The 22,618-nt window shown below is 63.3% G+C and carries 23 protein-coding genes, 1 tRNA gene and 1 pseudogene; 11 read left to right on the forward strand and 14 right to left on the reverse strand.

Annotation, left to right across the window (positions count from 1 at the left end; translation table 11 throughout):
* Window positions 1-64: 64 nt before the first annotated feature.
* The 3 genes from KZJ38_RS15155 to KZJ38_RS15165 form a co-directional block, all read right to left on the reverse strand.
* Window positions 65-2,056 (reverse strand): DNA topoisomerase IV subunit B, encoded by a 1,992-nt coding sequence (locus KZJ38_RS15155; RefSeq protein ID WP_219796845.1) that lies wholly within the window; start codon window positions 2,054-2,056, stop codon window positions 65-67.
* A gap of 339 nt (window positions 2,057-2,395) precedes the next feature.
* Window positions 2,396-4,321, reverse strand: a complete 1,926-nt coding sequence (locus KZJ38_RS15160; RefSeq protein WP_219796847.1) for an ATP-binding cassette domain-containing protein — start codon at window positions 4,319-4,321, stop codon at window positions 2,396-2,398.
* Window positions 4,322-4,651: 330 nt separating this feature from the next.
* The gene (locus tag KZJ38_RS15165; RefSeq protein ID WP_219796849.1) at window positions 4,652-5,053 is read right to left on the reverse strand and encodes a DUF4399 domain-containing protein; all 402 of its coding nucleotides are present in this window, start codon (window positions 5,051-5,053) and stop codon (window positions 4,652-4,654) included.
* Window positions 5,054-5,283: 230 nt separating this feature from the next.
* Here KZJ38_RS15165 and KZJ38_RS15170 point away from each other — a divergent pair, with 230 nt between their 5' ends.
* Window positions 5,284-5,481 carry a rubredoxin gene (locus tag KZJ38_RS15170; protein ID WP_219800356.1) on the forward strand — a complete coding sequence of 66 codons (198 nt, stop codon included), beginning with the start codon at window positions 5,284-5,286 and terminating at the stop codon, window positions 5,479-5,481.
* Window positions 5,482-5,624: 143 nt separating this feature from the next.
* Window positions 5,625-5,699: transfer RNA gene (locus tag KZJ38_RS15175), tRNA-Arg, on the forward strand.
* A gap of 16 nt (window positions 5,700-5,715) precedes the next feature.
* Here the strand turns inward: KZJ38_RS15175 and KZJ38_RS15180 are convergent.
* A complete protein-coding gene (locus KZJ38_RS15180; RefSeq protein ID WP_219796850.1) occupies window positions 5,716-6,021 on the reverse strand; it encodes a hypothetical protein in 306 nt (101 codons plus the stop codon).
* Between the two features lie 449 nt (window positions 6,022-6,470).
* Window positions 6,471-6,776: a DUF4148 domain-containing protein gene (locus KZJ38_RS15185; protein WP_219796852.1), complete on the reverse strand. Its 306-nt coding sequence runs from the start codon at window positions 6,774-6,776 to the stop codon at window positions 6,471-6,473.
* Between the two features lie 177 nt (window positions 6,777-6,953).
* Here KZJ38_RS15185 and KZJ38_RS15190 point away from each other — a divergent pair, with 177 nt between their 5' ends.
* Window positions 6,954-7,214 carry a hypothetical protein gene (locus KZJ38_RS15190; protein ID WP_246641486.1) on the forward strand — a complete coding sequence of 87 codons (261 nt, stop codon included), beginning with the start codon at window positions 6,954-6,956 and terminating at the stop codon, window positions 7,212-7,214.
* Window positions 7,215-7,247: 33 nt separating this feature from the next.
* On the opposite strand, the gene KZJ38_RS15195 is transcribed toward KZJ38_RS15190, so the two are convergent.
* The 3 genes from KZJ38_RS15195 to KZJ38_RS15205 all read right to left on the reverse strand — a co-directional run bounded on the left by KZJ38_RS15195 (window position 7,248) and on the right by KZJ38_RS15205 (window position 9,159).
* Window positions 7,248-8,018 carry a YoaK family protein gene (locus KZJ38_RS15195; RefSeq protein WP_219796854.1) on the reverse strand — a complete coding sequence of 257 codons (771 nt, stop codon included), beginning with the start codon at window positions 8,016-8,018 and terminating at the stop codon, window positions 7,248-7,250.
* Window positions 8,019-8,373: 355 nt separating this feature from the next.
* Window positions 8,374-8,706 (reverse strand): DUF4148 domain-containing protein, encoded by a 333-nt coding sequence (locus tag KZJ38_RS15200; RefSeq protein ID WP_219796856.1) that lies wholly within the window; start codon window positions 8,704-8,706, stop codon window positions 8,374-8,376.
* A gap of 282 nt (window positions 8,707-8,988) precedes the next feature.
* Window positions 8,989-9,159 (reverse strand): hypothetical protein, encoded by a 171-nt coding sequence (locus KZJ38_RS15205; protein ID WP_219796858.1) that lies wholly within the window; start codon window positions 9,157-9,159, stop codon window positions 8,989-8,991.
* Between the two features lie 388 nt (window positions 9,160-9,547).
* Between KZJ38_RS15205 and KZJ38_RS15210 the strand changes: the two genes are divergently transcribed.
* The 5 genes and pseudogenes from KZJ38_RS15210 (at window position 9,548) to KZJ38_RS15230 (ending at window position 14,402) form a co-directional block, all read left to right on the forward strand.
* Window positions 9,548-9,949, forward strand: a complete 402-nt coding sequence (locus tag KZJ38_RS15210) for a hypothetical protein (RefSeq protein ID WP_219796860.1) — start codon at window positions 9,548-9,550, stop codon at window positions 9,947-9,949.
* A gap of 158 nt (window positions 9,950-10,107) precedes the next feature.
* Window positions 10,108-11,436, forward strand: a pseudogene (gene dcm / locus KZJ38_RS15215) (DNA (cytosine-5-)-methyltransferase); the annotation flags it as partial.
* A gap of 111 nt (window positions 11,437-11,547) precedes the next feature.
* Window positions 11,548-11,994, forward strand: a complete 447-nt coding sequence (locus KZJ38_RS15220; protein ID WP_219796863.1) for a very short patch repair endonuclease — start codon at window positions 11,548-11,550, stop codon at window positions 11,992-11,994.
* A 235-nt stretch (window positions 11,995-12,229) separates the two neighbouring features.
* Window positions 12,230-12,730: a YbhB/YbcL family Raf kinase inhibitor-like protein gene (locus KZJ38_RS15225; protein WP_219796864.1), complete on the forward strand. Its 501-nt coding sequence runs from the start codon at window positions 12,230-12,232 to the stop codon at window positions 12,728-12,730.
* A gap of 226 nt (window positions 12,731-12,956) precedes the next feature.
* Window positions 12,957-14,402 carry an MFS transporter gene (locus KZJ38_RS15230; RefSeq protein ID WP_219796866.1) on the forward strand — a complete coding sequence of 482 codons (1,446 nt, stop codon included), beginning with the start codon at window positions 12,957-12,959 and terminating at the stop codon, window positions 14,400-14,402.
* Window positions 14,403-14,663: 261 nt separating this feature from the next.
* On the opposite strand, the gene otsA is transcribed toward KZJ38_RS15230, so the two are convergent.
* The 6 genes from otsA to KZJ38_RS15260 all read right to left on the reverse strand — a co-directional run bounded on the left by otsA (window position 14,664) and on the right by KZJ38_RS15260 (window position 19,556).
* Complete coding sequence (gene otsA / locus KZJ38_RS15235) at window positions 14,664-16,085, reverse strand: alpha,alpha-trehalose-phosphate synthase (UDP-forming) (RefSeq protein WP_219796868.1); 1,422 nt, start codon at window positions 16,083-16,085, stop codon at window positions 14,664-14,666.
* Between the two features lie 188 nt (window positions 16,086-16,273).
* Entirely contained in the window at window positions 16,274-16,486 is a 213-nt protein-coding gene (locus tag KZJ38_RS15240; RefSeq protein WP_219796870.1) for a hypothetical protein, read from the reverse strand.
* Between the two features lie 161 nt (window positions 16,487-16,647).
* Window positions 16,648-16,956 (reverse strand): hypothetical protein, encoded by a 309-nt coding sequence (locus KZJ38_RS15245; RefSeq protein WP_219800559.1) that lies wholly within the window; start codon window positions 16,954-16,956, stop codon window positions 16,648-16,650.
* A gap of 165 nt (window positions 16,957-17,121) precedes the next feature.
* A complete protein-coding gene (locus KZJ38_RS15250; protein WP_219796871.1) occupies window positions 17,122-18,528 on the reverse strand; it encodes a sigma-54-dependent transcriptional regulator in 1,407 nt (468 codons plus the stop codon).
* A 384-nt stretch (window positions 18,529-18,912) separates the two neighbouring features.
* Window positions 18,913-19,173: a hypothetical protein gene (locus KZJ38_RS15255; RefSeq protein ID WP_219796873.1), complete on the reverse strand. Its 261-nt coding sequence runs from the start codon at window positions 19,171-19,173 to the stop codon at window positions 18,913-18,915.
* 65 nt (window positions 19,174-19,238) lie between these two features.
* Window positions 19,239-19,556 carry an ElaB/YgaM/YqjD family protein gene (locus KZJ38_RS15260; RefSeq protein WP_219796875.1) on the reverse strand — a complete coding sequence of 106 codons (318 nt, stop codon included), beginning with the start codon at window positions 19,554-19,556 and terminating at the stop codon, window positions 19,239-19,241.
* 455 nt (window positions 19,557-20,011) lie between these two features.
* On the opposite strand from KZJ38_RS15260, the gene KZJ38_RS15265 reads away from it, so the two are divergent.
* The 3 genes from KZJ38_RS15265 (at window position 20,012) to KZJ38_RS15275 (ending at window position 22,574) form a co-directional block, all read left to right on the forward strand.
* A complete protein-coding gene (locus KZJ38_RS15265; protein ID WP_219796877.1) occupies window positions 20,012-21,073 on the forward strand; it encodes a sigma-54 interaction domain-containing protein in 1,062 nt (353 codons plus the stop codon).
* A gap of 227 nt (window positions 21,074-21,300) precedes the next feature.
* Window positions 21,301-21,861 (forward strand): hypothetical protein, encoded by a 561-nt coding sequence (locus KZJ38_RS15270; RefSeq protein ID WP_219796878.1) that lies wholly within the window; start codon window positions 21,301-21,303, stop codon window positions 21,859-21,861.
* Window positions 21,862-22,028: 167 nt separating this feature from the next.
* Window positions 22,029-22,574, forward strand: a complete 546-nt coding sequence (locus KZJ38_RS15275; RefSeq protein WP_219800359.1) for a hypothetical protein — start codon at window positions 22,029-22,031, stop codon at window positions 22,572-22,574.
* Window positions 22,575-22,618 lie beyond the last annotated feature (44 nt).

Consider the following 22,618-nt stretch of genomic DNA (forward strand, 5'->3'; position numbering starts at 1 on the left):
GTCCGTGTTGCGGCTGGTGCTGCAGGCTTTCGCTGCAGGCTTTCGCTTCAGCCCGCGTTTCAGCTTAGATATCCGCTTCGACCTCGTTGCCCTTCTCTTCGAGCCAGCTGCGCCGCGACGCCGCTTCGCCCTTGCCCATCAGCATCGTCATGCGCGCAACGGTCTTTTCGAAGTCGAGTTCGCCGAGCGCGATCGGCGACAGGCGCCGCGTGTCCGGGTTCATCGTGGTGTCCCACAGCTGCTCGGCGCTCATTTCGCCCAGGCCCTTGAAGCGGCTGATGGTCCATGCGGTTTCGCGCACGCCGTCCTTGCGCAGCTTGTCGAGAATCGCTTCGAGTTCGCCTTCATCGAGTGCATAGAGCTTCTGCGCGGGCTTCTTGCCGCGCGCGGGCGCATCGACGCGAAACAGCGGCGGCCGCGCGACGAACACGTTGCCGCGCTCGATCAGCTGCGGGAAGTGCTTGAAGAACAACGTGAGCAGCAGCACCTGGATATGCGCGCCGTCGACGTCCGCATCCGACAGGATGCAGATCTTGCCGTAGCGCAGGTTCGACAGGTCGACGGTGTCGTCGGGGTTATGCGGGTCGACGCCGATCGCCACCGAGATGTCGTGTACCTCGTTATTCGCGAACAGCCGGTCACGCTCGGTTTCCCAAGTGTTGAGCACCTTGCCGCGCAAAGGCAGGATCGCCTGGAATTCCTTGTCGCGGCCCATCTTCGCGGAGCCGCCGGCCGAATCGCCCTCGACGAGGAACAGTTCGTTGCGATCGATTTCGGTCGATTCGCAATCGGTGAGCTTGCCGGGCAGCACCGCCACACCCGAGCTCTTGCGCTTTTCGACCTTCTGGCCCGCGCGCGTGCGCGCCTGCGCCTGCTTGATCACGAGATCGGCAAGCTTTCTGCCGTGCTCGACGTGCTGGTTCAGCCACAGTTCGAGCGCCGGACGCGCGAACGACGACACGAGCTTCACCGCGTCGCGGCTATTGAGGCGTTCCTTGATCTGGCCTTGGAACTGCGGATCGAGCACTTTCGCCGACAGCACGAACGAGACGCGCGCGAACACGTCTTCGGCGAGCAGCTTCACACCCTTCGGCTGCAGGCTGTGCAACTCGACGAAGCTCTTCACCGCCTGAAAAAGGCCTTCGCGCAGGCCCGCCTCGTGCGTACCGCCGGCCGGCGTCGGAATCAGGTTCACGTACGACTCGCGCGTGAGCGGCCCTTCCTCGCTCCACGCGACGACCCACGCGGCGCCTTCGCCCTCGGCAAAGGTTTCCTCATTCGAGCGCGAGCTTTCCGCATAGCGCTCGCCTTCGAACAGCGGGATCAGCAGGTCGCTGCCGGCCATGCCTTCGAGCAGATAGCCGCGCAGACCGTCTTCGTACTTCCAGCTTTGCCGCTCGCCGGTCTTTTCGTTGACGAGCACGACTTCGACGCCCGGCAGCAGCACTGCTTTCGAGCGCAGCAGCCGTTGCAGTTCGCCGACCGGCAGGTTCGGCGAATCGAAATACTTGGCGTTCGGCGCGACCGTCACGCGCGTGCCGGTTTTCTTTTCGCCGCGCTCGGCCGCGCGCACCTTGAGCGGCTTGACGACGTCGCCGTTCGAAAAGCCGAGGTCGGCGACCTTGCCGTCGCGCCAGACGGTAACGTCCAGACGCGTGGACAGCGCGTTCGTGACCGACACGCCGACGCCGTGCAGACCGCCCGAGAACGTATAGGCGCCGCCCGCGGCCTTGTCGAACTTGCCGCCCGCGTGCAGGCGCGTGAAGACGATCTCGACGACGGGCACGCCTTCGTCGGGATGCAGACCGAACGGAATGCCGCGGCCGTCGTCATCGACGGACACCGACTGGTCGGCGTGCAGCGTGACCGTAATCTGTTTGCCGAAGCCACCGAGCGCCTCATCGGACGCGTTATCGATGACTTCCTGGATGATGTGCAGCGGATTCTCGGTGCGCGTGTACATGCCGGGCCGCTGCTTGACCGGCTCGAGTCCCTTCAGCACCTTGATCGACGCTTCGCTATACCCAGCGTTTGCGTTTGACTTCTTCGTAGACATGGCTTGCTCGGGTCCGTCGGTTCATCGTTGTCCACAAGTCCTGTGGACATCTGCGTGGACAATGCGTTGAATTTTCAAAAAAAGCGAAACGAAACAACGGAATGGAACGTTTGCACGATGCACGGGCAGTTTGACTGCCCGCGCGGCTGTGTGCCTGCACCGCGCGCAAACGCCCGTGGGATGGCGTCTGCGGCGCGCGCTAGCCAGCAGCGGATTCGCGGGTATTGTACTGATTTCGATGCGCGCGGCAATTTGGATCGGGCAGGATTGGCCGTTTGGGGGAGCCTGCCCGCGTGATGTTGGTGTTTTTTGCTCCCCGGCGTTTTCGATTTCCGGCTTTTACTTCCCCTTGCTCTCCAGCTCATCCCACCGCTCGATCGCCACCAGCAATTCCTCGTCGATTTCCGCGTAACGCTGTGTGAGGCGCGTGCCTTCCTGCGCGTCCTTCGCGAAGATCGAGCCGTCTTCGAGTTGCGCAGCGATGGTTTTCTGCTCGCCTTCAAGCGCTGCGATCCGTTCCGGCAGCGCCTCGAGTTCGCGCTGCTCCTTGTACGACAGTTTCACCGACCGTTGAGCATTGCGGCCCGCCGCGCTTTCCTTCGGCGCCGTCTCCTTCACCGCTTCCTTCGGCGTGTCGCGCTGCGCGAGCTGTTCGGAGCGGTCGCGCTGCGTCTGCCAGTCGGTGAAGCCGCCGACGTACTCGCGCCACTTGCCCTCGCCCTCCGACGCGATCACCGAGGTCACGACGTTGTCCAGAAACGCACGATCGTGGCTCACGAGCAGCACGGTGCCGTCGTAGTCGGTCAGCAGTTCTTCGAGCAGTTCGAGCGTCGGAATGTCGAGATCGTTGGTCGGTTCGTCGAGCACCAGCACATTCGCCGGACGCGCGAACAGCCGCGCGAGCAGCAGCCGGTTGCGTTCGCCGCCTGACAGCGACTTCACCGGCGAGCGCGCACGTTCCGGCGCGAACAGGAAATCGCCGAGATAGCTCATCACGTGCTTCTTCGCGCCGTTGATCTCGACCCAGTCGCTGCCGGGGCTGATCGTGTCGGCGAGGCTCTTTTCCTGATCGAGTTGCGCGCGCATCTGATCGAAATACGCAACCTGCAGGTTCGTGCCGACCCGCACACGCCCTTCGTCAGGCTGCAATTCGCCGAGAATCAGCTTGAGCAGCGTCGTCTTGCCCGCGCCGTTCGGACCCACGAGGCCGATCTTGTCGCCGCGCATCAGCGTGGCCGAAAAGCGATCGACCACGGTGCGCCCGCCGAAGCGCTTCGTCACGTCGGTCAGTTCCGCGACGATCTTGCCGGACTTCTCGCCCTGCGCGACGTCGAGCTTCACGTTGCCCTGCACGTTACGGCGATCGGCACGCTCGTTGCGCATCTGCACGAGCCGCGCAATGCGCCCGACGCTGCGCGTGCGGCGCGCTTCGACGCCCTTGCGAATCCACACTTCTTCCTGAGCAAGCAGCTTGTCGAACTTGTCGTTTTCGATGCGCTCGACTTCGAGCTGCTGCGCCTTGCGCGTCTGATACGCCGAGAAGTTGCCCGGGTAGGACAGCAGCCAACCGCGGTCGAGCTCGACAATGCGCGTCGCGATGCGGTCGAGAAACGCGCGATCGTGCGTGATGAAAAGCAGACCCGCGCGTTGCGAAAGCAACAGATCTTCGAGCCAGCGGATGCCGTCGAAGTCAAGGTGATTGGTTGGCTCGTCGAGCAGCAGCACGTCGGGCTGCAGCACGAGCGCGCGTGCCAGCGCGACGCGTTTTTGCATGCCGCCCGACAGCGCGTCGACTTGTGCGTCGCCATCGAGGCCGATCTGCGCAAGGGTGGTCGAAACGCGCGTGCGCCAGTTCCATGCATCGGTGGCATCGAGCGACGATTGCAGCGTGTTCATGCGCGAGAGCAAGGTATCGTGCGCCGCGCCTTCGGGTGTCTCGGCCAGCGCGTGCGCGACGCGGTCGTATTCGTCGAGCAGTTCGCGCGCATGCGCGAGGCCGCCCGCGACCGTGTCGAACACCGACGTGCCCGCTTCGAACTCGGGCTCCTGCGGCACATAGACGGTGACGAGATTCTGTTGACGCGTCACGAGCCCGTCGTCGGGCTTCGCGAGGTCCGCGACGATCTTCAGCAGCGACGACTTGCCCGCGCCATTGCGGCCAATCAGGCCGACGCGCTCGCCGGCTTCGAGCGAAAAGTCCGCGTGATCGAGCAACGCGACGTGGCCGAACGCGAGTTGCGCCCCGGTGATGGTGTAAAGCGACATGGAAGGATGATCAGGCAGCGATGAGGCGAAACGCTTATTGTACCGGGCGGCTTGCGGGGTGACGCGGGACTGACTGAGGAGCGGGTTGCGCGACTCGCTGCGGGACTGGCTGAGGAGCGGGTTGCGCGACTCGATGCGGGACTGATGGCGAGGGCTGACTGCGAAGCGGATCGCGCCACTCGCTGTGGGAAGGGTGTCCTGCGATGTCGTGGGTTGCGATGCCGTGCCTGGCCATACCGTGGTTTGTGGCGGAAGGCAGCGCCGGGTGTCGGCGCCTTGCCTTCCGCGTTATTTCATCTGCTTTGCTTCACCTGCTTTGCTTGACCCGCGTTACTTCACATGCACGGTAATCGTCTGGCTCCACTCGGGGCCATACGAGCGATGCGCGCCATCGCCGAATTGCAGCGTCAGCGTGTGATCACCGGGCGGCAGCGTGATCTCGGTTTCGGTCTGCCCTTTGCCGAAATGAATCGATTTGTCGTTGGCGGGAATCACGGTGCCCTTGGGCACTGGCTGCCCGTCGATCAGCAGATGATGATGACCGGTACCCTCCGTCATCGTGCCGGCGGGCGCGATTTTCATACCCTCGACGGCAAACTTCACGTGCACGGGGTTCGACACGGTCGCGCCGTCCTTGGGTTCGATGAACGACACGCCATTGGCCCGCGCAACACCCGATGCAACCAGCAGACCGACGCACAGCGCGAAACCCAGCAATCTGTTCTTAAACATCGTCTTCTCCTTGAGATAACGGCCCGTGACAGGACACGCTGGCGCGCAAAGGCCGCGCGCTCAAGCATACTCCGCCGATTTCGCGCACCACCCGGCGACGCGTCCGGGACTGCGACGCTTTGCCAAAAGGCGCTCAAGCGATTTCCGGTAAAATTGTGGATCGCAGCGCGTTGTCCGTCGAGGAAAGGAACAACGTGCGAATCGAGCGTTTTGAACGCGGGTTTGATCGGATGGGTGAGTGCGTCGTGAGTGAAGTTGTCGAATATAAAAGCTGGGTTTGCCTGATTTGCGGCTGGATCTACAACGAGGAAGAAGGGCTGCCGGAAGACGGCATCGCGGCAGGTACGCGCTTCGCCGAGATTCCCGATGACTGGCGCTGCCCGTTGTGCGATGTGAGCAAGTCGGAGTTTGCGGTTGTCGAGTTCTGAGCGGCGCGCGGGTTGTAGTGGCTGTAGTTTGTGCGCGTTGTAGTGGCGCGTCATTCGTCGATCTGGGTGGCTTTGTTATACTCTGCCCCCTGCCGTTTGCGTTGTTTGGTGCGCTGTATAGACTTTCGGCAGTCCTGGGTCCTCTCCCTGTAGTTCAATGGATAGAACAAGTGCCTCCTAAGCGCTAGATACAGGTTCGATTCCTGTCGGGGGGACCAGTTAGCGTCGCCAGTCTCACGGACTTTCTTGCGGTGACCTTCGATTGCATGCCCGAGGGTCAAGCCCGTACGCGTGCGGGCCCCAATGCGACGCCGCCGCGTTCGCGACCATCAGAATCGCGAGCTTGCCCACGTCGACGGTCGGCTGGCCACCGTCGAATTTGATCGGCGCCGCGGTCCATTCCTTGCAATCGGCATCAGCGGCATTCCGCGTCGGGGTAGCCGTCATGCTGTAGTTCAGGTTGTCCTTGATGACGTCCGCGCGCGCCGCAGACGATACGGACAAGATCAGCAATACGAAAGCGAGAGTTTGCGTTCTCATCGCGGCGTCCCCTGTACGCGTTGGTCGATGACCTGAGCCCGGTTAAACAGACGGCTCAGATACTACTCGCATCTTTAATGCTTGTGCTGCGCGCCGATTATCGTGTCATGGACCACGCTCCAGATGCGAAAAAGCCCGCGCCGTCTAAACGGTGCGGGCTTCATCGCGTTCGCGTCGCGGGTGCTTCACTCACCCGAATACGAACTTCGCTGCAATTCCCCCTACTGCCTTACTACGCTTTACAGCTTTACAGCCTTACCACCTGTCAAACTACCCTTCACTGCTCTGCTACTTCTTTACCGCCCTACTACCTCTCACTGCATTACTGCGTTACTACCCTTCACTGCTTCACTGCATTACTACCCTTCACTGCTTCACTGCATTACTACCCTTCACTACTTCACTGCCCTACTACCTCTTCACTACCCTTCACTACTCACTCCAACTGCTTACGAGTGATCGTACGGCGAACCCAGAAACTGGTTGTACACAGGGCCACGCACGCCCGATTGAGCCGTACCTGCCGTCGCAGGACCATAACCCGTCGTGTCCGTCGTCACGCGCGCCTCAGCTCGCTGAACGGCGGCCGGATAATGCGCGTCGCTCGAATCGAACGGGCTGTAGCCCGTCTTTTGCAGTTGCACGAGTTCGGCGCGAACCTGAGCGCGCGTCACCGGTTGGTTCGATTGAGCAAACGAGAGAGCCGGCACAGCGAGAACGGCAGCAACGGCGACAGCTTTGATCAGCGATTTCATGTTCATTACCTCCAAAATTGGTTTCGATTTTCGGCGGCCTCTAAGTAAGCGCCGTTTGAAATCAGTCTAGGCGTTCGATAGCCTAGGGGAAACCCTGATCTGAGGAAATCATTATTTCGGCTCGCGTGACAATCGTGTCCAGATTGCGCATTTCTGCCATGCGCGCGCACCGGGAAATTGCCGCTAAAGTTCCGGCGGCCGGCTGCCGACAACCTGGGCATGGAATCCGAAAAACACCTCCCGCTCAAGCGAGGCACGTCCCGGTACGACGAGGCGATCGCGCTCGAAAACTCTGTCAGAGCGATTCGTCGCGCGCGCGGTAAGCACAATCCGGAAGACTTTGCCGAAGGCACGCCCGAATGGCATGCCGTCATCGAAAGCTTTTTGATCGATTTGTTGTGGGCTTCCGGTAACGACCTGCACGACGAAGGCGAGTAATTCGCTCGCGCCGCTGTCGCGGCATCGCTCGCGCTAGAAACGCATCTTGCGCGCGCCGCTGCGCATATCGTCGATAAGGGGCACGACCGCGAGCGCGAGCAGGACGACAGCGAGCGGCAACGTCGACACGAACCCCAAGTGTCTGAAGCCGGCCGCCCCGGCCAATCCGCCGGCCAGAAACGATGCGAGCAGCGAGCCCAGCAAAGCGAGCTTGCGGCGGTCCGCACGCACTACGCCCTCCCCATCCGCGTCCGCCTCAGGGCGCCAGCCATTCCAGTAAAACAGCTTGCCCAGTTCGATACCGATGTCGGTGACGAGCCCCGTCATATGCGTCGTGCGGATTTCGGCGCGCGAGATTTTCGTGATCATCGCGTTCTGCAGACCCATCACGAAGCACAGCAGGCAGACGGTGACCGGCAGGAAAAACAGCCGATGATGCTCGAGATTCGAGCCAAGCAAACCGAAGCACAGCAGTAGCGCGGCCTCGATCGCAAGCGGCGTCGCGTAGACGCTGCGCAGCCGGCGCCGTCTGCCCCAGTTGATCAGCACCGCCGACATCGCCGCGCCGATCATAAACGCCGCGAGCGAACTCAAGCCCGCGGCGACGAGCGCAAGATCGCCAAGTGCAAGGTTATCGGCCAGCGACGAAACGACGCCCGACATGTGCGACGTGTACTGCCCGACCGCGAGAAATCCGCCAGCATTGGCCGCCCCCGCGACGAACGCGAGCGAGCGCCCGAGGCGCCGATTAGCGGCATCGGTTCGTTCCGGTGCGGTAAAGCCGCGCAGATAGTTGATGGGCATGCTGACGGGCCGGGAGATGCAGCGAGGAAACCGGTCTGAGGAAACCGAAACAGGAGCCGGAGCCGTGGCCGGAGCGTCAACCGACTTGAAGCGCGCCCCGCCGCGCCCGCGATAGGCGCACGAAATCGTAGCACGTGATGTTAGACACGCCTGGCACGCAAAGAAAAGCGGACGAAAAAATGCCCAGCGGTGCGGCTGGGCGAAATCGCCGGTTGGAGCCGGCGATGGAGGTTCTATCGACTAATTCGACACAACGGAGCGGCTCAACGTAAGCAGCCACTCCGTCGTACGTCTCGCGGAATCGGACGCCTTCGCTTCGGGACCATCAGCGTGCGTCGTCCGATCGGCGGTCGGCTCAGTGATGCTGGTAGATGTAGATCGGCGGCGAGTAGCTGCTCATCGTGCCTTCGGTGCGCGTCATGCCCGATTCGGACGTGCCGTTGGTCGAGGAACCGTAGCCGCTGTTGTCCGCCGCTTTATTCGCCGCGCTCACACGCGATTCGGCTTGCTGGATCGCCGCCGGATAGTGCGCATCGCTCGAATCGAACGGGTTGTAGCCGGCCTTCTCCAGTTGCACCAGTTCGCCGCGCACTTCGGCGCGCGTCACAGGTTGGTTCGATTGGGCAAACGAGAGGGCGGGAACAGCAAGGACAGCGGCAAGCGCCACAGCTTTGATGAGCGATTTCATGACTACACCTCCAAAATTGGTTTCGATTTAAGTTGCGCGTCTTTGCGTGCAACCGTTGAAAACAGTCTAGGAGGGAGGGAGTTTAGGGTAAACGCCTAAATCCCCAATTCATTATTTCGCGGGACGGGACAAATCGAAGGAATTAAAAAGCGGACGCGGAAATGCGGGAGTTGAACGAGCAAACCAGACGCGCGAAGCGAACGCTTGCGCGCGGTCACGCGGCGGCGGACATCGTTCGACAAGCAAGCGCCAGTGCCTGCCCGCCGCGTGTGCATGAAAGCATCAATGACGATGACGCCAGTCTCCGTGGTAAGTATCGAGCCAGCGTAGCCGACGCGCGCGCGGCCCGCGATGCAACGACTTGTGATGTTGATGCGCGGCGATCCACAGCGCGGCACAAACGATCACCATCACCGATGGCCCCAACAGATAGGCCAGTGTCGACTCGCTCATCGCATCCTCCATCCCAACGACATCCATCCACCCATTCTAGGCAATGCGCGCCGATGTTTCGAAGCATGAAACATCTTCGTTTCCGGACCTGCCGCGCGCAGCGCTGGCACCGTGTTTTACGCGACGCCGACGGCTTGTGTGCGCAGGCCCACTTTGCCGGACAGGTCGCTTATGCCAGACGTAATCCAACGTCTTATCATTGGCTCACCGCCTCGTTATGTCCGCCCGACTGCCATGCCCTATCCCTACAACATCGCGCTCGCCGCTGGTCTCATGCTGATCGTGTTGTCGTGCAGTCTCGCGCTCGTGCTGACCTGACACGCGACGATCGCGATTTTTTTCGCGACCCGCACTCAAGTTTCGCCGGTCCGCGTCGTTAACACGACGCATGGACCGTCACCCGCACACTCCGTCCGGCTTCTCGATGTCGATGCTCATCGACGAGGACATCGCTCACATCGGCCGCGTCATGCCTGCCTCGATGCATGGGGACTTCGGCGGCGCGATTCTGCCGGCGGCGTACTGGCGCAAGCGTCTTTTCGCGCTGCTCGGGCGCGATCATCTGAGCAAACCGCAGCTTTGCGCGATCGACACCCTGTTGCTGCAACTCGAGCATCTCGATTCGTCCGAGCTCGAGCCGCTGCCTTTCTTCAGCAATCCGGCCAAGAATCCGGCGCACAACGCGGCGCACGACGTGGCGAACACCCCCGCGGCCGATACAACGCCGACGGCCGCCCATCCGTCGGTTCGCCGCGCGACCCGTGCCGGCCGCCCACGCCGCGCGCACTGATCGTGTGCGTCCCGCTGATTCCGCAGACTTTTCGCTAGCACATTCGTTGTCGCCCCTGCACGCGATTGCACGACCGTTGTCGCGCGCACGCGCCACCGGCGAAATAGGCGTGCGCGATACGTCATAATGTCCGCAAAAATACCCAGCAAGGACATCCTGTGACCCAGGCCTCACCGCTTGACCTGTTGAAACAGGCGCGCATCCGCTTCACACAACGAGAAATCGCCGCGCACGTCGGCAAGGACATCAAGACGGTGCGTCGCTGGGAAAAGGGCGAGACGCCCTGCCCCGCGCGCATGGCGCCGACACTTCAGGCATTGCTGCAAGCGCCGGCAACGGGCGCAGGACTTCAACGGCATGCGCGCGACGCCGCGCCGGGTTTTCGCTTTATCGACCTGTTCGCCGGCATCGGCGGCATCCGCATGGGCTTCGAGGCGCACGGTGGCGCCTGCGTGTTCACGAGCGAATGGAACACGTTTTCGCAGAAGACCTACCGAGAGAACTTCGAGCACTTCAGTGAAAGCATCGCGGCCGCAACCGGCAACGCAGCGGCAGTGATGGCAGCCTCGGCCTCAACATCAACGTCAGCATCGGCGAAGGCCAACCAAACGCTGATCGGCGACATCGTGTCCTTCCCGGAACACGCGGTGCCCGAGCACGACGTGCTGCTCGCGGGCTTCCCATGCCAGCCGTTCTCGATCGCGGGCGTCAGCAAGAAAAACGCGCTCGGCCGTCCGCACGGTTTCGAATGCACGACCCAGGGCACGCTCTTTTTCGACGTCGCGCGCATCATCGCGGCGCGCCGCCCCGCCGCGTTCCTGCTCGAAAACGTGAAGAACCTGTTGTCGCACGACAAGGGCCGCACATTCGACGTGATCCTGCAGACGCTGCGCGACGAACTCGGCTACGAAGTGCACTATCGCGTGATCGACGGCCAGCATTTCACGCCGCAGCATCGCGAGCGGATCATTATCGTCGGCTTCCGGAACGCCACGTCGTTCTCGTGGGACGATTTGCGCCTGCCGGAAGCCGGCCCGCGGCTCGCCTCGATCCTGCACCGCACCGACGGCAGCGAGCCCGTGCTGCCGTGGGACGGCGAACGCTTCTTCGACCCTCGCGCGCGCGCCGTGCAGCCGAAGTACACGTTGAGCCCGAAGCTCTGGGCCTACCTGCAGAACTACGCGGAGAAACATCGCGCGGCGGGCAATGGTTTCGGCTTCGGCCTCGCGTTCGGCAACAGCGTCACGCGCACCTTGTCCGCGCGCTATCACAAGGACGGCTCTGAAATCCTCGTGCATCAGGGCGAAGGGCTGCGGCCGCGCCGGCTCACGCCGCGCGAATGCGCGCGCCTGATGGGCTTTCCCGACACGTTCCGCATTCCGGTCAGCGACACGCAGGCCTACCGCCAGTTCGGCAATAGCGTCGTGATGCCGGTGATGCGCGAAGTCGCGCGGATCATGCTGCCGCATGTGCACGCGGCGTTGTCCGGCGCTTCAGGAGCCTCGTTAGACGCCGCTCCGGATACATCGAGCCTGCTCGAAAACGCCGTGCCGCTCGCCCCGCCGCCACGCTCGCCGATTCACGCGCAGGTCGCGTAAATGGTCGATATCGTCGATGCGGCGACGCGCAGCCGGATGATGTCCGGCATACGCGGCCGCAACACGAAACCCGAGCTTCTGATCCGCAGCCTGCTGCACCGCCGCGGCTTTCGCTTTCGCCTCGACGTGCGCAACCTGCCGGGCCGCCCCGACATCGTTTTGCCGCGCTACCACGCGGTCGTATTCGTGCATGGATGTTTCTGGCACGGCCACGATTGTCATCTGTTCAAATGGCCGCAAACGCGCGTCGACTTCTGGCGCGAAAAGATCGGCCGCAACCGCAGCAACGACGCGAAAGTCACCGCCGCGCTGCGCGAACGCGGCTGGCGCGTCGCGACGGTCTGGGAATGCGCATTGCGGGGCGCCAATCGGGATCTCGACGGCGTGTTGCAGCGCCTCGTCGACTGGCTGCAAAGCGACGCGCCCACGCTCGACGAACGCGCATAACCGAAGCGTGAGTCCCCATCGCAGGCTTACACCATGCATCTTTGCGCCGGCCATGTCCGCCTTTGGAAGCGCGCATGACAAGCGCCCTGGAAGGGCTCCAAATGCGCTGCCTTAAGCACATCCATGCAATCCAGGCCTCAAAGCGTGTAAGCGCGCGGTGCTAAACTTGACTGGCTAAGCCGGGGCTTGCCCGTAAAGCCCGTCCCTCTCAGAACTCACATGAAAGAGGCATACGATGGCTGATTTCCGAATCTGGTCGGACGACTTTCCCGCGAACGGTTTTCTGCCGAGAGCGGCCGAGTACCACGACAAATCGTTCGGCGTCGACGGCGAAAACATCTCGCCCGCCTTGCAGTGGGACGCGCCGCCCGAAGACGCGCAAAGCCTCGCGCTGACCGTCTACGATGCCGATGCGCATACGGGCAGCGGCTTCTGGCACTGGGTGATCGTCAATATTCCGGTCGATGCGCGCAGCCTGCCACGCAACGCGGGCAAAGCGGACGGCTCGCTGCTGCCGCACGGCGCGGTGCAATTGCGCAACGACTATGGCACGCAGGGCTATGGCGGCGCAGCGCCGCCCCGCGGCGAGAAGACGCATCGCTTCATCTTCAGGCTGCATGCACTGAAGGCGCCGCTACCGCTCGCGCCGGAGACGACGAACGCGGTCGCGCGCCTGCTGATTCATCAAAACGAGCTCGACTCGACGACGTATACGGGGCTGTATGAACTGAAGTAGCCGGAGCGGGTTCTTTGCGAAAAACGCGCAAAAAAAGCGCGACAACGCGCGCGAAGATTCAGACGCAGATGCACGCAGATCTCGCAAAGGGCATCAGGTAGTAAAGACGCCGGCGTATTCACCTGCAGGGCCGACTCGCAAGCCGGCCCTAGCATTCGACCAACAACGATTTGATCGGCCGCGAGGCCGTCAAGCAAAAACAACTATCGCCAGACCACCACCGCCGATGCGCGCACAACCTTCCCGCAACCCTTCGTCCCCTGCTTCCCCCCATCCCGCCGCTCGCGGTCCGGCCGCCGCGCAAGACAACGAACAGGGCCTGCCTTTACCGCAGCGCTACTGGGCGATCCTCGTCGTCGCATTCGGCATTTCGGTCTCCGTGATCGACAGCGCCATCGCGAACGTCGCGCTGCCGACCATCGCGCGCTACATGCATGCGAGCGCCGCCAATTCGATCTGGGTCGTCAATGCGTATCAGCTCGCTGTCACGATCTCGCTGCTGCCGCTGTCGTCGCTCGGCGACCGGATCGGCTACCGGCGCGTCTATCTGAGCGGGCTCGTGCTGTTCACGATCGCGTCGCTAGGCTGCGCGCTCGCCGGCTCGCTGCCGGCGCTCGCGCTCGCGCGCGTGATCCAGGGCTTCGGCGCGGCGGGCATCATGAGCGTGAACACGGCGCTGGTGCGGATGATCTATCCGCCCGCCTCGCTGGGCCGCGGCATTTCGATCAATGCGATGGTCGTTGCGGTGTCGTCGGCGGTCGGGCCGACCGTCGCGGCAGGCATTCTGTCGGTCGCGTCGTGGCAGTGGCTGTTCGCGATCAACGTGCCGATCGGCATCGCCGCGTTCGTGATCGGCATCAAGGCGCTGCCCGGCAACGTGCGTCACGACTCGCCCTACGACTACGTGAGCGCCGTCATGAACGCGTTCGTGTTCGGTCTTCTGATATTCGCTGTCGACGGACTCGGGCACGGGCAATCCTATGCGTACGTTGCGATCGAACTGATCGGCGCGCTCGTGATCGGCTACTTCTTCGTACGGCGCCAGTTAACGCAGCCCGCGCCGCTTTTGCCCGTCGATCTGATGCGCAATCCTATTTTCGCGCTGTCGATCGGCACGTCGGTCTGCTCGTTCACCGCGCAAATGCTGGCGTTCGTCTCGCTGCCGTTCCTGATGCAGAACGCACTCGGTCTGTCGCAAGTGCAGACGGGCCTCCTGATGACGCCGTGGCCGCTCGTCATGATCGTCGCCGCGCCGGTCTCGGGTGTGCTGTCCGACCGGATGTCGGCAGGACTGCTCGGCGGCATCGGGCTCGCGGTGCTGACCGTCGGTCTGGTGCTGCTCGCGACCACCATCGGCACGCACCCGCAGCCGTCCGATATCGCGTGGCGCATGGCGTTATGCGGCGTCGGCTTCGGCATTTTCCAGGCGCCGAACAACCGCACGATCCTGTCGTCCGCGCCGCGCTCGCGCAGCGGCGGCGCGAGCGGCATGCTCGGCACCGCGCGCCTGACCGGCCAGACCTTGGGTGCCGCACTCGTCGCGCTGATTTTCGGCGTCGTGCAACATCATGGGCCGGTCGTCGCGCTGTATGTCGCGGCGTGCTTTGCGGCGGTCGCAGCGGTCGTCAGTTCTCTGCGCCTGACGCAAACGGGGACGGCGGCTTCCGCGTAGCACAGGCGCGCGGTGTGCCCTTTCGCTCACCGCCATCGCGCCGCTCACGAATCGATCGAATCGCGCGCAAACCTTGCAACGCCGTGTGGGTCGCAAAAGCCCCGCATCGAATTGTGCGAAACCCGCACGCGAAATCCGCAGATAACCCGCGCAATAAAAAACGGCAGCCGAAGCTGCCGTCCATCCCCGCGCATCGAGCCCGATGCGCGAATCAGATTTCATGTCTACGCGTCGACGTGACAGCCGCCACGTCAAAATCCATCAAACCGTCACGTCAGCGCGCTTTACCGCTTTTTCGGTCACCGACGAAGCAGTCGCGACATGGCGCAAGTCCGCGAGGAACGTATCGCGCCACACCGACAGATTGTTCTCGCGCAGCGGCGCCATCATGTCCGCGTGGCGCGCCTGCCGTTCGGCGAGCGGCATCGACAACGCGCGCTCGAGCGCCTCGGCCATCTGCGACAGATCGAACGGATTGACAACGAGCGCGCCCGGCAACTGCTCGGCGGCGCCTGCGAATTGCGACAGCACGAGCACGCCCGGATCGGCCGGATCCTGCGACGCCACATATTCCTTTGCGACGAGATTCATACCGTCGCGCAGCGGCGTCACATAGCCGACCTGCGAGTGGCGAAATAGCGCCATCAGCAGATTGCGTTCGTACTTGCGGTTCAGGTACTGGATCGGCGTCCAGTCGAGCTGCGCGAAACGGCCGTTGATGCGGCCCGCCTCGCCTTCGAGGTTCTGACGAATGCGCTGATAGGTCTGCACGTCCGAGCGTGTCGGCGGCGCGATCTGTACGAGCGACACGCGGCCGTGCCAGCCGGGCGCGTTGAGCAGCAAGCGCTCGAATGCCTGGAAGCGCTCGACGAGTCCCTTCGAATAGTCGAGCCGGTCGACGCTCATGATCAGCTTGCGGTTGCGCATCGCGTCGCGCAGGCTCTTGACCGCCTTGCGGTCGCCGAACTGCTCGGACGCTTTCGCGATCGCATCCGGATAGATGCCGATCGGGTACGCGGCCACCTTCAGGAAGCGGTTATACGCGTGGACGATGCCGTCCTCGCTCGCGCTGCCGTGACGGCCACGCTCGATATAGTCGACGAACGACTGCCGGTCCGCCTCGGTCTGAAAACCCACCACGTCGTAGCTGCACATGTCCCGCACGAGCTCTTCGTGCGGCGGGATCGTCAGCAGCACCTGCGGGACCGGAAACGGAATATGCAGGAAGAAGCCTATCGGGTTCTTCACGCCGATCTCGCGCAGGCAGCGCGCGAACGGCAGCAGGTGATAGTCGTGCACCCAGATGATGTCGTCAGGCCGAAGCATCTCCTTCAACTGCTTCGCCAGCGACGCATTCACGCGCAGATAGCCCGCGTATTCCTGCCGGTCGTATCGCGACAGGTCGTTGCGGTAGTGGAAGGTCGGCCACAGCGTCGCGTTCGAAAAACCGCGGTAGTACTGGTCGTAGTCGCGCTTCGAGAGCGCCACGGTCGCGTAGGTGACATTGCCCTGCTTCTCGATCACAGGCTGCGATGGCTCGCCCGCAATCTCCCCGCTCCAGCCGAACCAGACACCGCCCGTTTCCTTCAGCGCATCCAGCACGCCGATCGCAAGACCACCCGCTGCGGGACGGCCTTCCTGCGTCGGCGCGACGCGGTTCGACACTACGATCAATCTGCTCATACAGCTCCCCCTCATTCAGTTGACGTTCCGTGCGACGATGCGCCGAAATAGTGCACGCAAAAGTTATGCCGCATTGCGGCAAACCGGAACAGGAAAATGTATGCAAATGTGACAAACGAGCGAAAACAACCTGCGCGCGTCACGCGCGCGCGGGCTTTCCCTCCGCCGGAAAAGCGACCGGGGAGCGCTCAGGCGTCCTGCTCGGAACCGAGATCGCGCTGGTAATCGAGTCCTTCCTTGCGCGTGCCGCCCTGGTTGTGATCCCCGTCCGGTGGCGCATCGGGCGCGACGCGGTTTTGCGCGGCCGGGTCCGGTGCATCGGGCGAGCTGGCTGGAACACTGCCGGGGCGCGGTTCGCGCTTCGAGTGGCGCGCGGAGCGCCGCAATGCAGGGTGTCTCATGATCGATGCCTCCAGGGGAAGGCCGCCACCGAGCGGTGGCATCACCACAGTCTAGAACCCGGCAACGTAAATTGCCGGTAAAAAGTTCGCTGGTTTTGTAACGAGTACATCAAGTCGCGCGGCTGCAACAATGCGATATGGCGCGAAGCCGATAAGTCGGATCAATCCGGCCGCGCCGGCGGTGCTCGGGGGATGGGACGGTGGGTTATGGCGCGCACGCTGCGCTGAGCCAGCATGCGCACGCTTTGCGGCGCGTAATTCGGTGGCGGGTCGCCGATTGGCAGCGGAGGCGGTTCGCCAGGCAGGCGATCGGGATCAGGCGGCGCGTCGTCGTCCTCGTCAGGGTCGTCGGGGCCGGGCGGCTCGGTCGGCTCCGGGCGGTGCAGCCAGTCCGTCGCGCGCCACCCGCGCTGCGCGTGCAACGCCGATGCATTCGATAAAGCGACGGTGTCGCGGTCCGGGTCCGACATGGGGCCTCCTTCGTTAGCGTCCTCATTTGCGTCTTCGAGGACATTGCAAAGGCTGTGCCGTTTAAGTCTTTGTGCCCGGTTCCGGTTTTCTGCGTGCATCTGCGGATACCTTCGATCTTCGGTATCCGCAGCGGCCTATCTACGCCAATGCCTGCGTGCGAAGCCTTACGCGTCGGCCTTGCCGAATGCCTGCGGCTCTTCGGTGCCGTCGCCATCGTCGCCGCGGCCCGAGTCGTTGCCGTATTCGACGAGGCGGTTATACAGCGTCTTCAGGCTGATGCCGAGAATCTCCGCCGCGCGCGTCTTCACGCCACCGCATTGCTCGAGCGTCGCGAGAATCAGCTGACGGTCCGCTTCGGCGAGCGAGGTGCCGAACGGAATCGTGATCGCCGTGCCGGCCGTCGACTTCGACAGCGTGATCTGCAGCGGCACCGTGGCCGTGCTGTCGGAGTCGGTACCCGACATGATGTGCGCGCGCTGCACGTAGTTCTTCAGTTCGCGCACGTTGCCGGGCCACGGATACGACAGCAGCATTTCCTTAACCGCTGGCGGAAAGTGCTTGCGCGTGGTGTGCTGATCGTTGAGCTCGTCGAGGAACGATTGCGCGAGCAGTTCGACATCCTTGCCGCGCTCGCGCAGCGGCGGCAGGCTGATCGGAAACACATTGAGCCGGTGATACAGGTCGAGACGCAGCTTGCCCTCGAGCACGGCCTGCTCCGGATCGCGATTGGTCGCGGCGATGAGCCGCACGTCGGTCTCGATTTCCTTGGTCGTGCCGACGCGCATGAACATGCCGGTCTCGAGTACGCGCAGCAGTTTCACCTGCAGTTCGATCGGCATTTCAGTGATTTCGTCGAGGAACAGCGTGCCGCCGTTCGCGCGCTCGAAATAACCTTTGTGCTGACGATCGGCGCCGGTAAACGAGCCGCGCTCGTGGCCGAACATTTCCGACTCGATCAGGTTCGGCGAGATCGCGCCGCAATTCACGGCGAGAAACGCGTGCTTGCGGCGCAAGCTCAACTGATGCAGCGTCTGCGCGGCGACTTCCTTGCCAGTGCCCGATTCGCCGACCAGCATCACCGACGCAGCCGTCGGCGCGACGCGGCTGATCTGGTCGTAGACCTGCTGCATCACGGCCGAATTGCCGAGCATCAGACCGAAGCGGCCCATGCGGCGCAATTCGCCGCGCAGCGTGCCGATTTCGGCCTTGAGATCGCCGGCGCGCGGCAGGCGATTCAGAATCGCCTTCACGCGCTGCATATTGATCGGCTTGACCAGATAGTCGGCGGCGCCCATCTTCAGCGCGCTCACGGCGGACTCGACGGTCGCGTGACCCGTGATCACGATGAACTCGACGCCGGAACGCGGATCGAGATCCTCGAACAGATCGACGCCCGTGCCGTCCGGCAGCTTCAGGTCAGTGAATACGACATCCGGCATCTGCCGGACGAGCTGAATGCGGGCCTCGCGCAAGTCGCCGGCAGTCGCGGTGGTCAGGCCGTCTTCGGCGATGATCGCGGCTAGCGCTTCGCGGGTACCCGGATCGTCATCGACAATCAGTGCGTGTGGCATCGCGTTTTCCGAAACCTAAAAGTACGGGTGGTGGATAGCTCGAACGCGAACGGTTACGAGCCTACGTCAATGCTAGTTTTGAAACGGCCGCTCCGGGCGGCCGCATATGAAAAATTTACCAACTACGCGCAATCTCGCAACAATTGCCGCCCAAAAGGGAGGCAAAACGGCTCATTGTTGTTCATTTACTTATTATACGGCGATATCCCAATAAAACGATACCGGCCGGTCGGGTTTTACCGGCTGCACGGCAAGCGCCGGTGGAGAAAGCGCGCAAAGCGGCGCCCGTAACGGCACACAGCGCTTGCCGGCACATGGCGGTCGCCCGCCGGCAGCCAAGCCGGTGACCCTGCCACGACGAACCTCGCTAACCAGCAGAGCCAGTCAGCTACGCGGGAACCGCCACGCGCCGCCGGACGCGCTGTGATCGGCGCCGTTGCCGACACGCGGATGCGTGCCGCCAGGCAGCGTCGCCGGCTGCAGCGCGTCCCGATCGGCCGGGACCGAGCCGCCCTCGCCTTCCCAGCGCGTCAGATCGCGCACGGTCGCCGCTTGCATAGCGCGGCGGTTCTGCGCCCAGCGCCACGCGAGCATGCCGCCGATGGCGAACAGCGCACCGAAGATGCCGATTCTGGGTCGAGCCATGTTGACCTCCTTTGCTTGTGAGTACCGTGGGCAATGAATGGACCATCAACCAAACCGGTGCCGCGTCAGCGCGCCACCAGCAAACCGAGCACGAAGCCGGCCCCCGCGGCGATGCCAAGCGCCTGCCACGGGTTCTGCCGCACATATCGCTCCGTCTGCAGCGTCGCGCTGCGATAGCCGCGCTGCGCAGCGATCTGCGCATCGGCGAGGGCCGCTCGCAACGTATCGACATGCGCACGCAAACGTTCGCGCAATGCGTCCACGCCTTCGCCAGGCAATTGGGCCACGAGGCGCAGCATCTCCTCCGAATCCGTCAACAACACGTTCAGGTCCTCGACGATCTTCTGCTTGCCGAGCGCGACCTGTTCGGTGGTGGCTGTCATCGCGTTTCTCCTGTCTCTCATGTTTTGCCGATCCTTGCGTCGATTCTTGTGTCGATAGATTCTTGTGTCGATAGATTCTTGTGTCGATAAAGGGCACGCTTGCAACGGGCATACCCGACAATCGTGTCGATTGGCGCCCGCATGGCGAAGTTCCTGGCGAACATCGCGTCAATGTTGCCGACTGCCGTGTTTGCAAACGTGCGCCGCGAACTTTTTTCCGCCTACCGCAGGCATGCGCGACGAATGCAAGCGCCTTGCCGGGTACGGCATGCCAGTGGTTAAATTGGCTTTTGCGAGATAGCGGATCAGATCCGGCGCACAAAGCGCGCCACGTGCACCCAGCGCATGTCACGCGTAGGGCGCACGCGCAGTTCACGGCGACGCGTCTGGATCAACCTGCTCTCTCACGGCCCGCGCCATCACATCCTCGAACATTTGCACAGGACACCCTGGTTATGGCGTCAACCGATCTGGACTCGCCCGCCGCCGACACGGCCGGCGGTAGCGCAACGTCACAGGCGAAGCAACGCGGCGTGGAAATCGTCGCGGGACTGAAGTCGTACGGCACGCTGTACGGCTCGTCCCCCGTCATGCTCGATCTCTACGAGCAGATCGAACGCGTGGCCGCGACCGACGCGACCGCGCTGATCATCGGCGAATCGGGCACCGGCAAGGAGCTGATCGCCCGCATGATTCACGAACACAGCGCGCGCAAGAGCGGCGCATTTGTCGCCGTCAATTGCGGTGCGATTCCGGACGAGCTGATCGAAGCGGAACTGTTCGGCCACGAGAAAGGCAGTTTCACGGGCGCGGTGCAAGGCCGCATCGGCTACTTCGAACATGCGAACGGCGGCACGCTGTTTCTCGACGAAGTGACCGAGATGTCGCCCGTGCGTCAGGTGAAGCTGCTACGCGCGCTTGAAACCGGCACGTTCTTTCGCGTCGGCGGCTCGGAGCTGATTCGCGGCGACGTGCGGGTGATCGCCGCAACCAACCGCGACCCGGCTGTCGCCGTCAAGGAAAACGGACTGCGCGAAGACCTGATGTACCGGCTCGCGGTTTTTCCGCTGCGCGCACCGCCGTTGCGCGAACGCGAAGGCGACCGCGAACTGCTCGCGCAACACTTTCTCGCCGCGTTGAATCAGCAGGAAGGCACGAACAAGGTATTCAGCAAGCGCTCGATGGAGACGCTGCGCACCTGGTCGTGGCCCGGCAATGTGCGCGAGCTGAAAAACGCCGTGTACCGCGCATTCATTCTCGCGGAGAAGTCGGTCGAGCTGCCGCATCCGCATCTGATGTCGCGCGTGAAGAAGCCCGTCACGCTCGGCGACTCGATGAGCGTGTGGATCGGCACGCCGCTCGCCGACGCTCAAAAGCAGATCATTCTCGGCACGCTCAAGTACTGCGGCGGCGACAAGCGGCGCGCGGCGAAGGCGCTCGGCGTCAGTCTGAAGACGCTGTACAACCGCTTAAGCATGTACGGCGACGAAGAAGACGGAAGCCCGGAAGAAAACTAGCCGTCGAACGCGCGCGGCAAGCGGGCTAAACAGAGCGCGCACGTCACCGCGTCAAACAGAAACGCCCCACGCGCGCATCAGCTTTTGCAATTACTTGCATTTTTTCTATGCCAATTACAAAAGGCATCCTGCACAATCCTTTTGCAAACAAGTCATGAGGTCTGACCCGTAGCGGCCGCGCCCCCCTTCCACGCGGCGTGACGGGGAAGCAGGAGCAAAAAGAAGCAATGCAAACCACCATGTTCGGCACCTTACCGGTGCCGCGCCCGGGCGCGCTGCTGGCCGCGCTCGTTATCGCCGCCTTCGCCACGACACTGAGCGGCTGCTCGTCCCTCTACTCCGAAAGCGCAACCGCCGGCGCCGGTATCGCCGGCGCAGCAGTCGCCGGGTCCATCACCAACAATGCGGCCGTCGCCACCGGCATCGGCCTTGGCGCCGTCGCCGCGGCGCGCGCGGGCGTGCAATATTCGGAGCGCGTGATTCATCGCAATACACAGGATGGCATCGCTCAGGTGGCCGGGCCGCTCGATGTCGGCGGCGTCGCGCCGTGGAGCGTTACGCATTCGGTGCCGCTCGAAGAAGACGAACACGGGCGGGTGACCGTGAGCCGCGTGATCAGCAGCGGTCCGCTCGATTGCAAGGAAATCGTTTTTTCGGTCGACAAGGTGGCGACGCAGGATAAGCCCGCGTCGAGCGCGTTCTACGTCGCCTCGATCTGCCGTGACGGCGCGGCGTGGCGGTGGGCGTCGGCTGAACCCGCTACCGAGCGTTGGGGCGCACTGCAATGAGCGCCGTCGAAGGCATGCTGAAAGGCATCGGTGCGACGCTTGAAGCGCGCATGGCGAGATGTATGACAGGTACGGCGGTAACCCCGGCAGCGGGAGACGCGGCACGCGATGGTGCGCAGCACGGCCACCTCGTTGCTTCGTCCGCCACCCAGCGCACGGCAATGAGGATGACGATGACGCCGCTCGCGTGGCGGCCCATGCTACGCGCCGCGCTTGTGATCGCACTCTGCGCAAGCGCCGGCACGCTGATAAGCGGCTGCAGCTCCGCGTCACTCGGCGCGGCGGGCGGCGCGGCAGCGGGCACCGCAACCGGCATCGTCACTGCGAACCCGGCGATCGGCATCGGCGTCGGCATCGCGGTGCAGGCTGTCACCACCGAGTCCATCAATCGCTATTACCGCGTAATGCATGGCGATCAGCAGAACGTGATCGCAGCGCTCGTCGGCACGATGAAGGTCGGCGACACACGGCCGTGGAACGTCAAGCACACGCTGCCGATCGAGAACGGCCACGGTCAGATTCGCGTGACACGCGCCTTCTCGTCGGCGCTCGCGGATTGCAAGGAGTTTGCATTCTCGGTCGCCGACGGCGACGAAGCGACGTCGCCCGAGCACTGGTACACCGCCGCGGCGTGCCAGATGCAGCAGGACAAGCGCTGGTGGAAATGGGCGTCGGCGGAGCCCGCAGTGGATCGGTGGGGGAATTTGCAGTAGCGATGGCGGTGCGTGTCGGCGCGTATGTCGCCCGCGTGTGTCCG

This window comes from Paraburkholderia edwinii, from assembly GCF_019428685.1.
GTDB lineage: Bacteria > Pseudomonadota > Gammaproteobacteria > Burkholderiales > Burkholderiaceae > Paraburkholderia > Paraburkholderia edwinii.

What these genes read in the sequence shown, in the direction of transcription:
- KZJ38_RS15185 (WP_219796852.1), bottom strand. Translation starts at nt 6,776, where the DNA reads ATGAAATCGCTGATCAAAGCTGTCGCCGTTGCTGCCGTTCTCGCTGTG.
- KZJ38_RS15210 (WP_219796860.1), top strand. Translation starts at nt 9,548, where the DNA reads ATGGACCGTCACCCGCACACTCCGTCCGGCTTCTCGATGTCGATGCTC.
- KZJ38_RS15160 (WP_219796847.1), bottom strand. Translation starts at nt 4,321, where the DNA reads ATGTCGCTTTACACCATCACCGGGGCGCAACTCGCGTTCGGCCACGTC.
- KZJ38_RS15155 (WP_219796845.1), bottom strand. Translation starts at nt 2,056, where the DNA reads ATGTCTACGAAGAAGTCAAACGCAAACGCTGGGTATAGCGAAGCGTCG.
- KZJ38_RS15265 (WP_219796877.1), top strand. Translation starts at nt 20,012, where the DNA reads ATGGCGTCAACCGATCTGGACTCGCCCGCCGCCGACACGGCCGGCGGT.
- KZJ38_RS15250 (WP_219796871.1), bottom strand. Translation starts at nt 18,528, where the DNA reads ATGCCACACGCACTGATTGTCGATGACGATCCGGGTACCCGCGAAGCG.
- KZJ38_RS15180 (WP_219796850.1), bottom strand. Translation starts at nt 6,021, where the DNA reads ATGAGAACGCAAACTCTCGCTTTCGTATTGCTGATCTTGTCCGTATCG.
- KZJ38_RS15225 (WP_219796864.1), top strand. Translation starts at nt 12,230, where the DNA reads ATGGCTGATTTCCGAATCTGGTCGGACGACTTTCCCGCGAACGGTTTT.
- KZJ38_RS15165 (WP_219796849.1), bottom strand. Translation starts at nt 5,053, where the DNA reads ATGTTTAAGAACAGATTGCTGGGTTTCGCGCTGTGCGTCGGTCTGCTG.
- KZJ38_RS15245 (WP_219800559.1), bottom strand. Translation starts at nt 16,956, where the DNA reads ATGTCGGACCCGGACCGCGACACCGTCGCTTTATCGAATGCATCGGCG.
- KZJ38_RS15195 (WP_219796854.1), bottom strand. Translation starts at nt 8,018, where the DNA reads ATGCCCATCAACTATCTGCGCGGCTTTACCGCACCGGAACGAACCGAT.
- KZJ38_RS15230 (WP_219796866.1), top strand. Translation starts at nt 12,957, where the DNA reads ATGCGCGCACAACCTTCCCGCAACCCTTCGTCCCCTGCTTCCCCCCAT.
- otsA (WP_219796868.1), bottom strand. Translation starts at nt 16,085, where the DNA reads ATGAGCAGATTGATCGTAGTGTCGAACCGCGTCGCGCCGACGCAGGAA.
- KZJ38_RS15255 (WP_219796873.1), bottom strand. Translation starts at nt 19,173, where the DNA reads ATGGCTCGACCCAGAATCGGCATCTTCGGTGCGCTGTTCGCCATCGGC.
- KZJ38_RS15240 (WP_219796870.1), bottom strand. Translation starts at nt 16,486, where the DNA reads ATGAGACACCCTGCATTGCGGCGCTCCGCGCGCCACTCGAAGCGCGAA.
- KZJ38_RS15200 (WP_219796856.1), bottom strand. Translation starts at nt 8,706, where the DNA reads ATGAAATCGCTCATCAAAGCTGTGGCGCTTGCCGCTGTCCTTGCTGTT.
- KZJ38_RS15220 (WP_219796863.1), top strand. Translation starts at nt 11,548, where the DNA reads ATGGTCGATATCGTCGATGCGGCGACGCGCAGCCGGATGATGTCCGGC.
- KZJ38_RS15275 (WP_219800359.1), top strand. Translation starts at nt 22,029, where the DNA reads ATGACGATGACGCCGCTCGCGTGGCGGCCCATGCTACGCGCCGCGCTT.
- KZJ38_RS15205 (WP_219796858.1), bottom strand. Translation starts at nt 9,159, where the DNA reads ATGAGCGAGTCGACACTGGCCTATCTGTTGGGGCCATCGGTGATGGTG.
- KZJ38_RS15270 (WP_219796878.1), top strand. Translation starts at nt 21,301, where the DNA reads ATGCAAACCACCATGTTCGGCACCTTACCGGTGCCGCGCCCGGGCGCG.
- KZJ38_RS15260 (WP_219796875.1), bottom strand. Translation starts at nt 19,556, where the DNA reads ATGACAGCCACCACCGAACAGGTCGCGCTCGGCAAGCAGAAGATCGTC.
- KZJ38_RS15170 (WP_219800356.1), top strand. Translation starts at nt 5,284, where the DNA reads ATGGGTGAGTGCGTCGTGAGTGAAGTTGTCGAATATAAAAGCTGGGTT.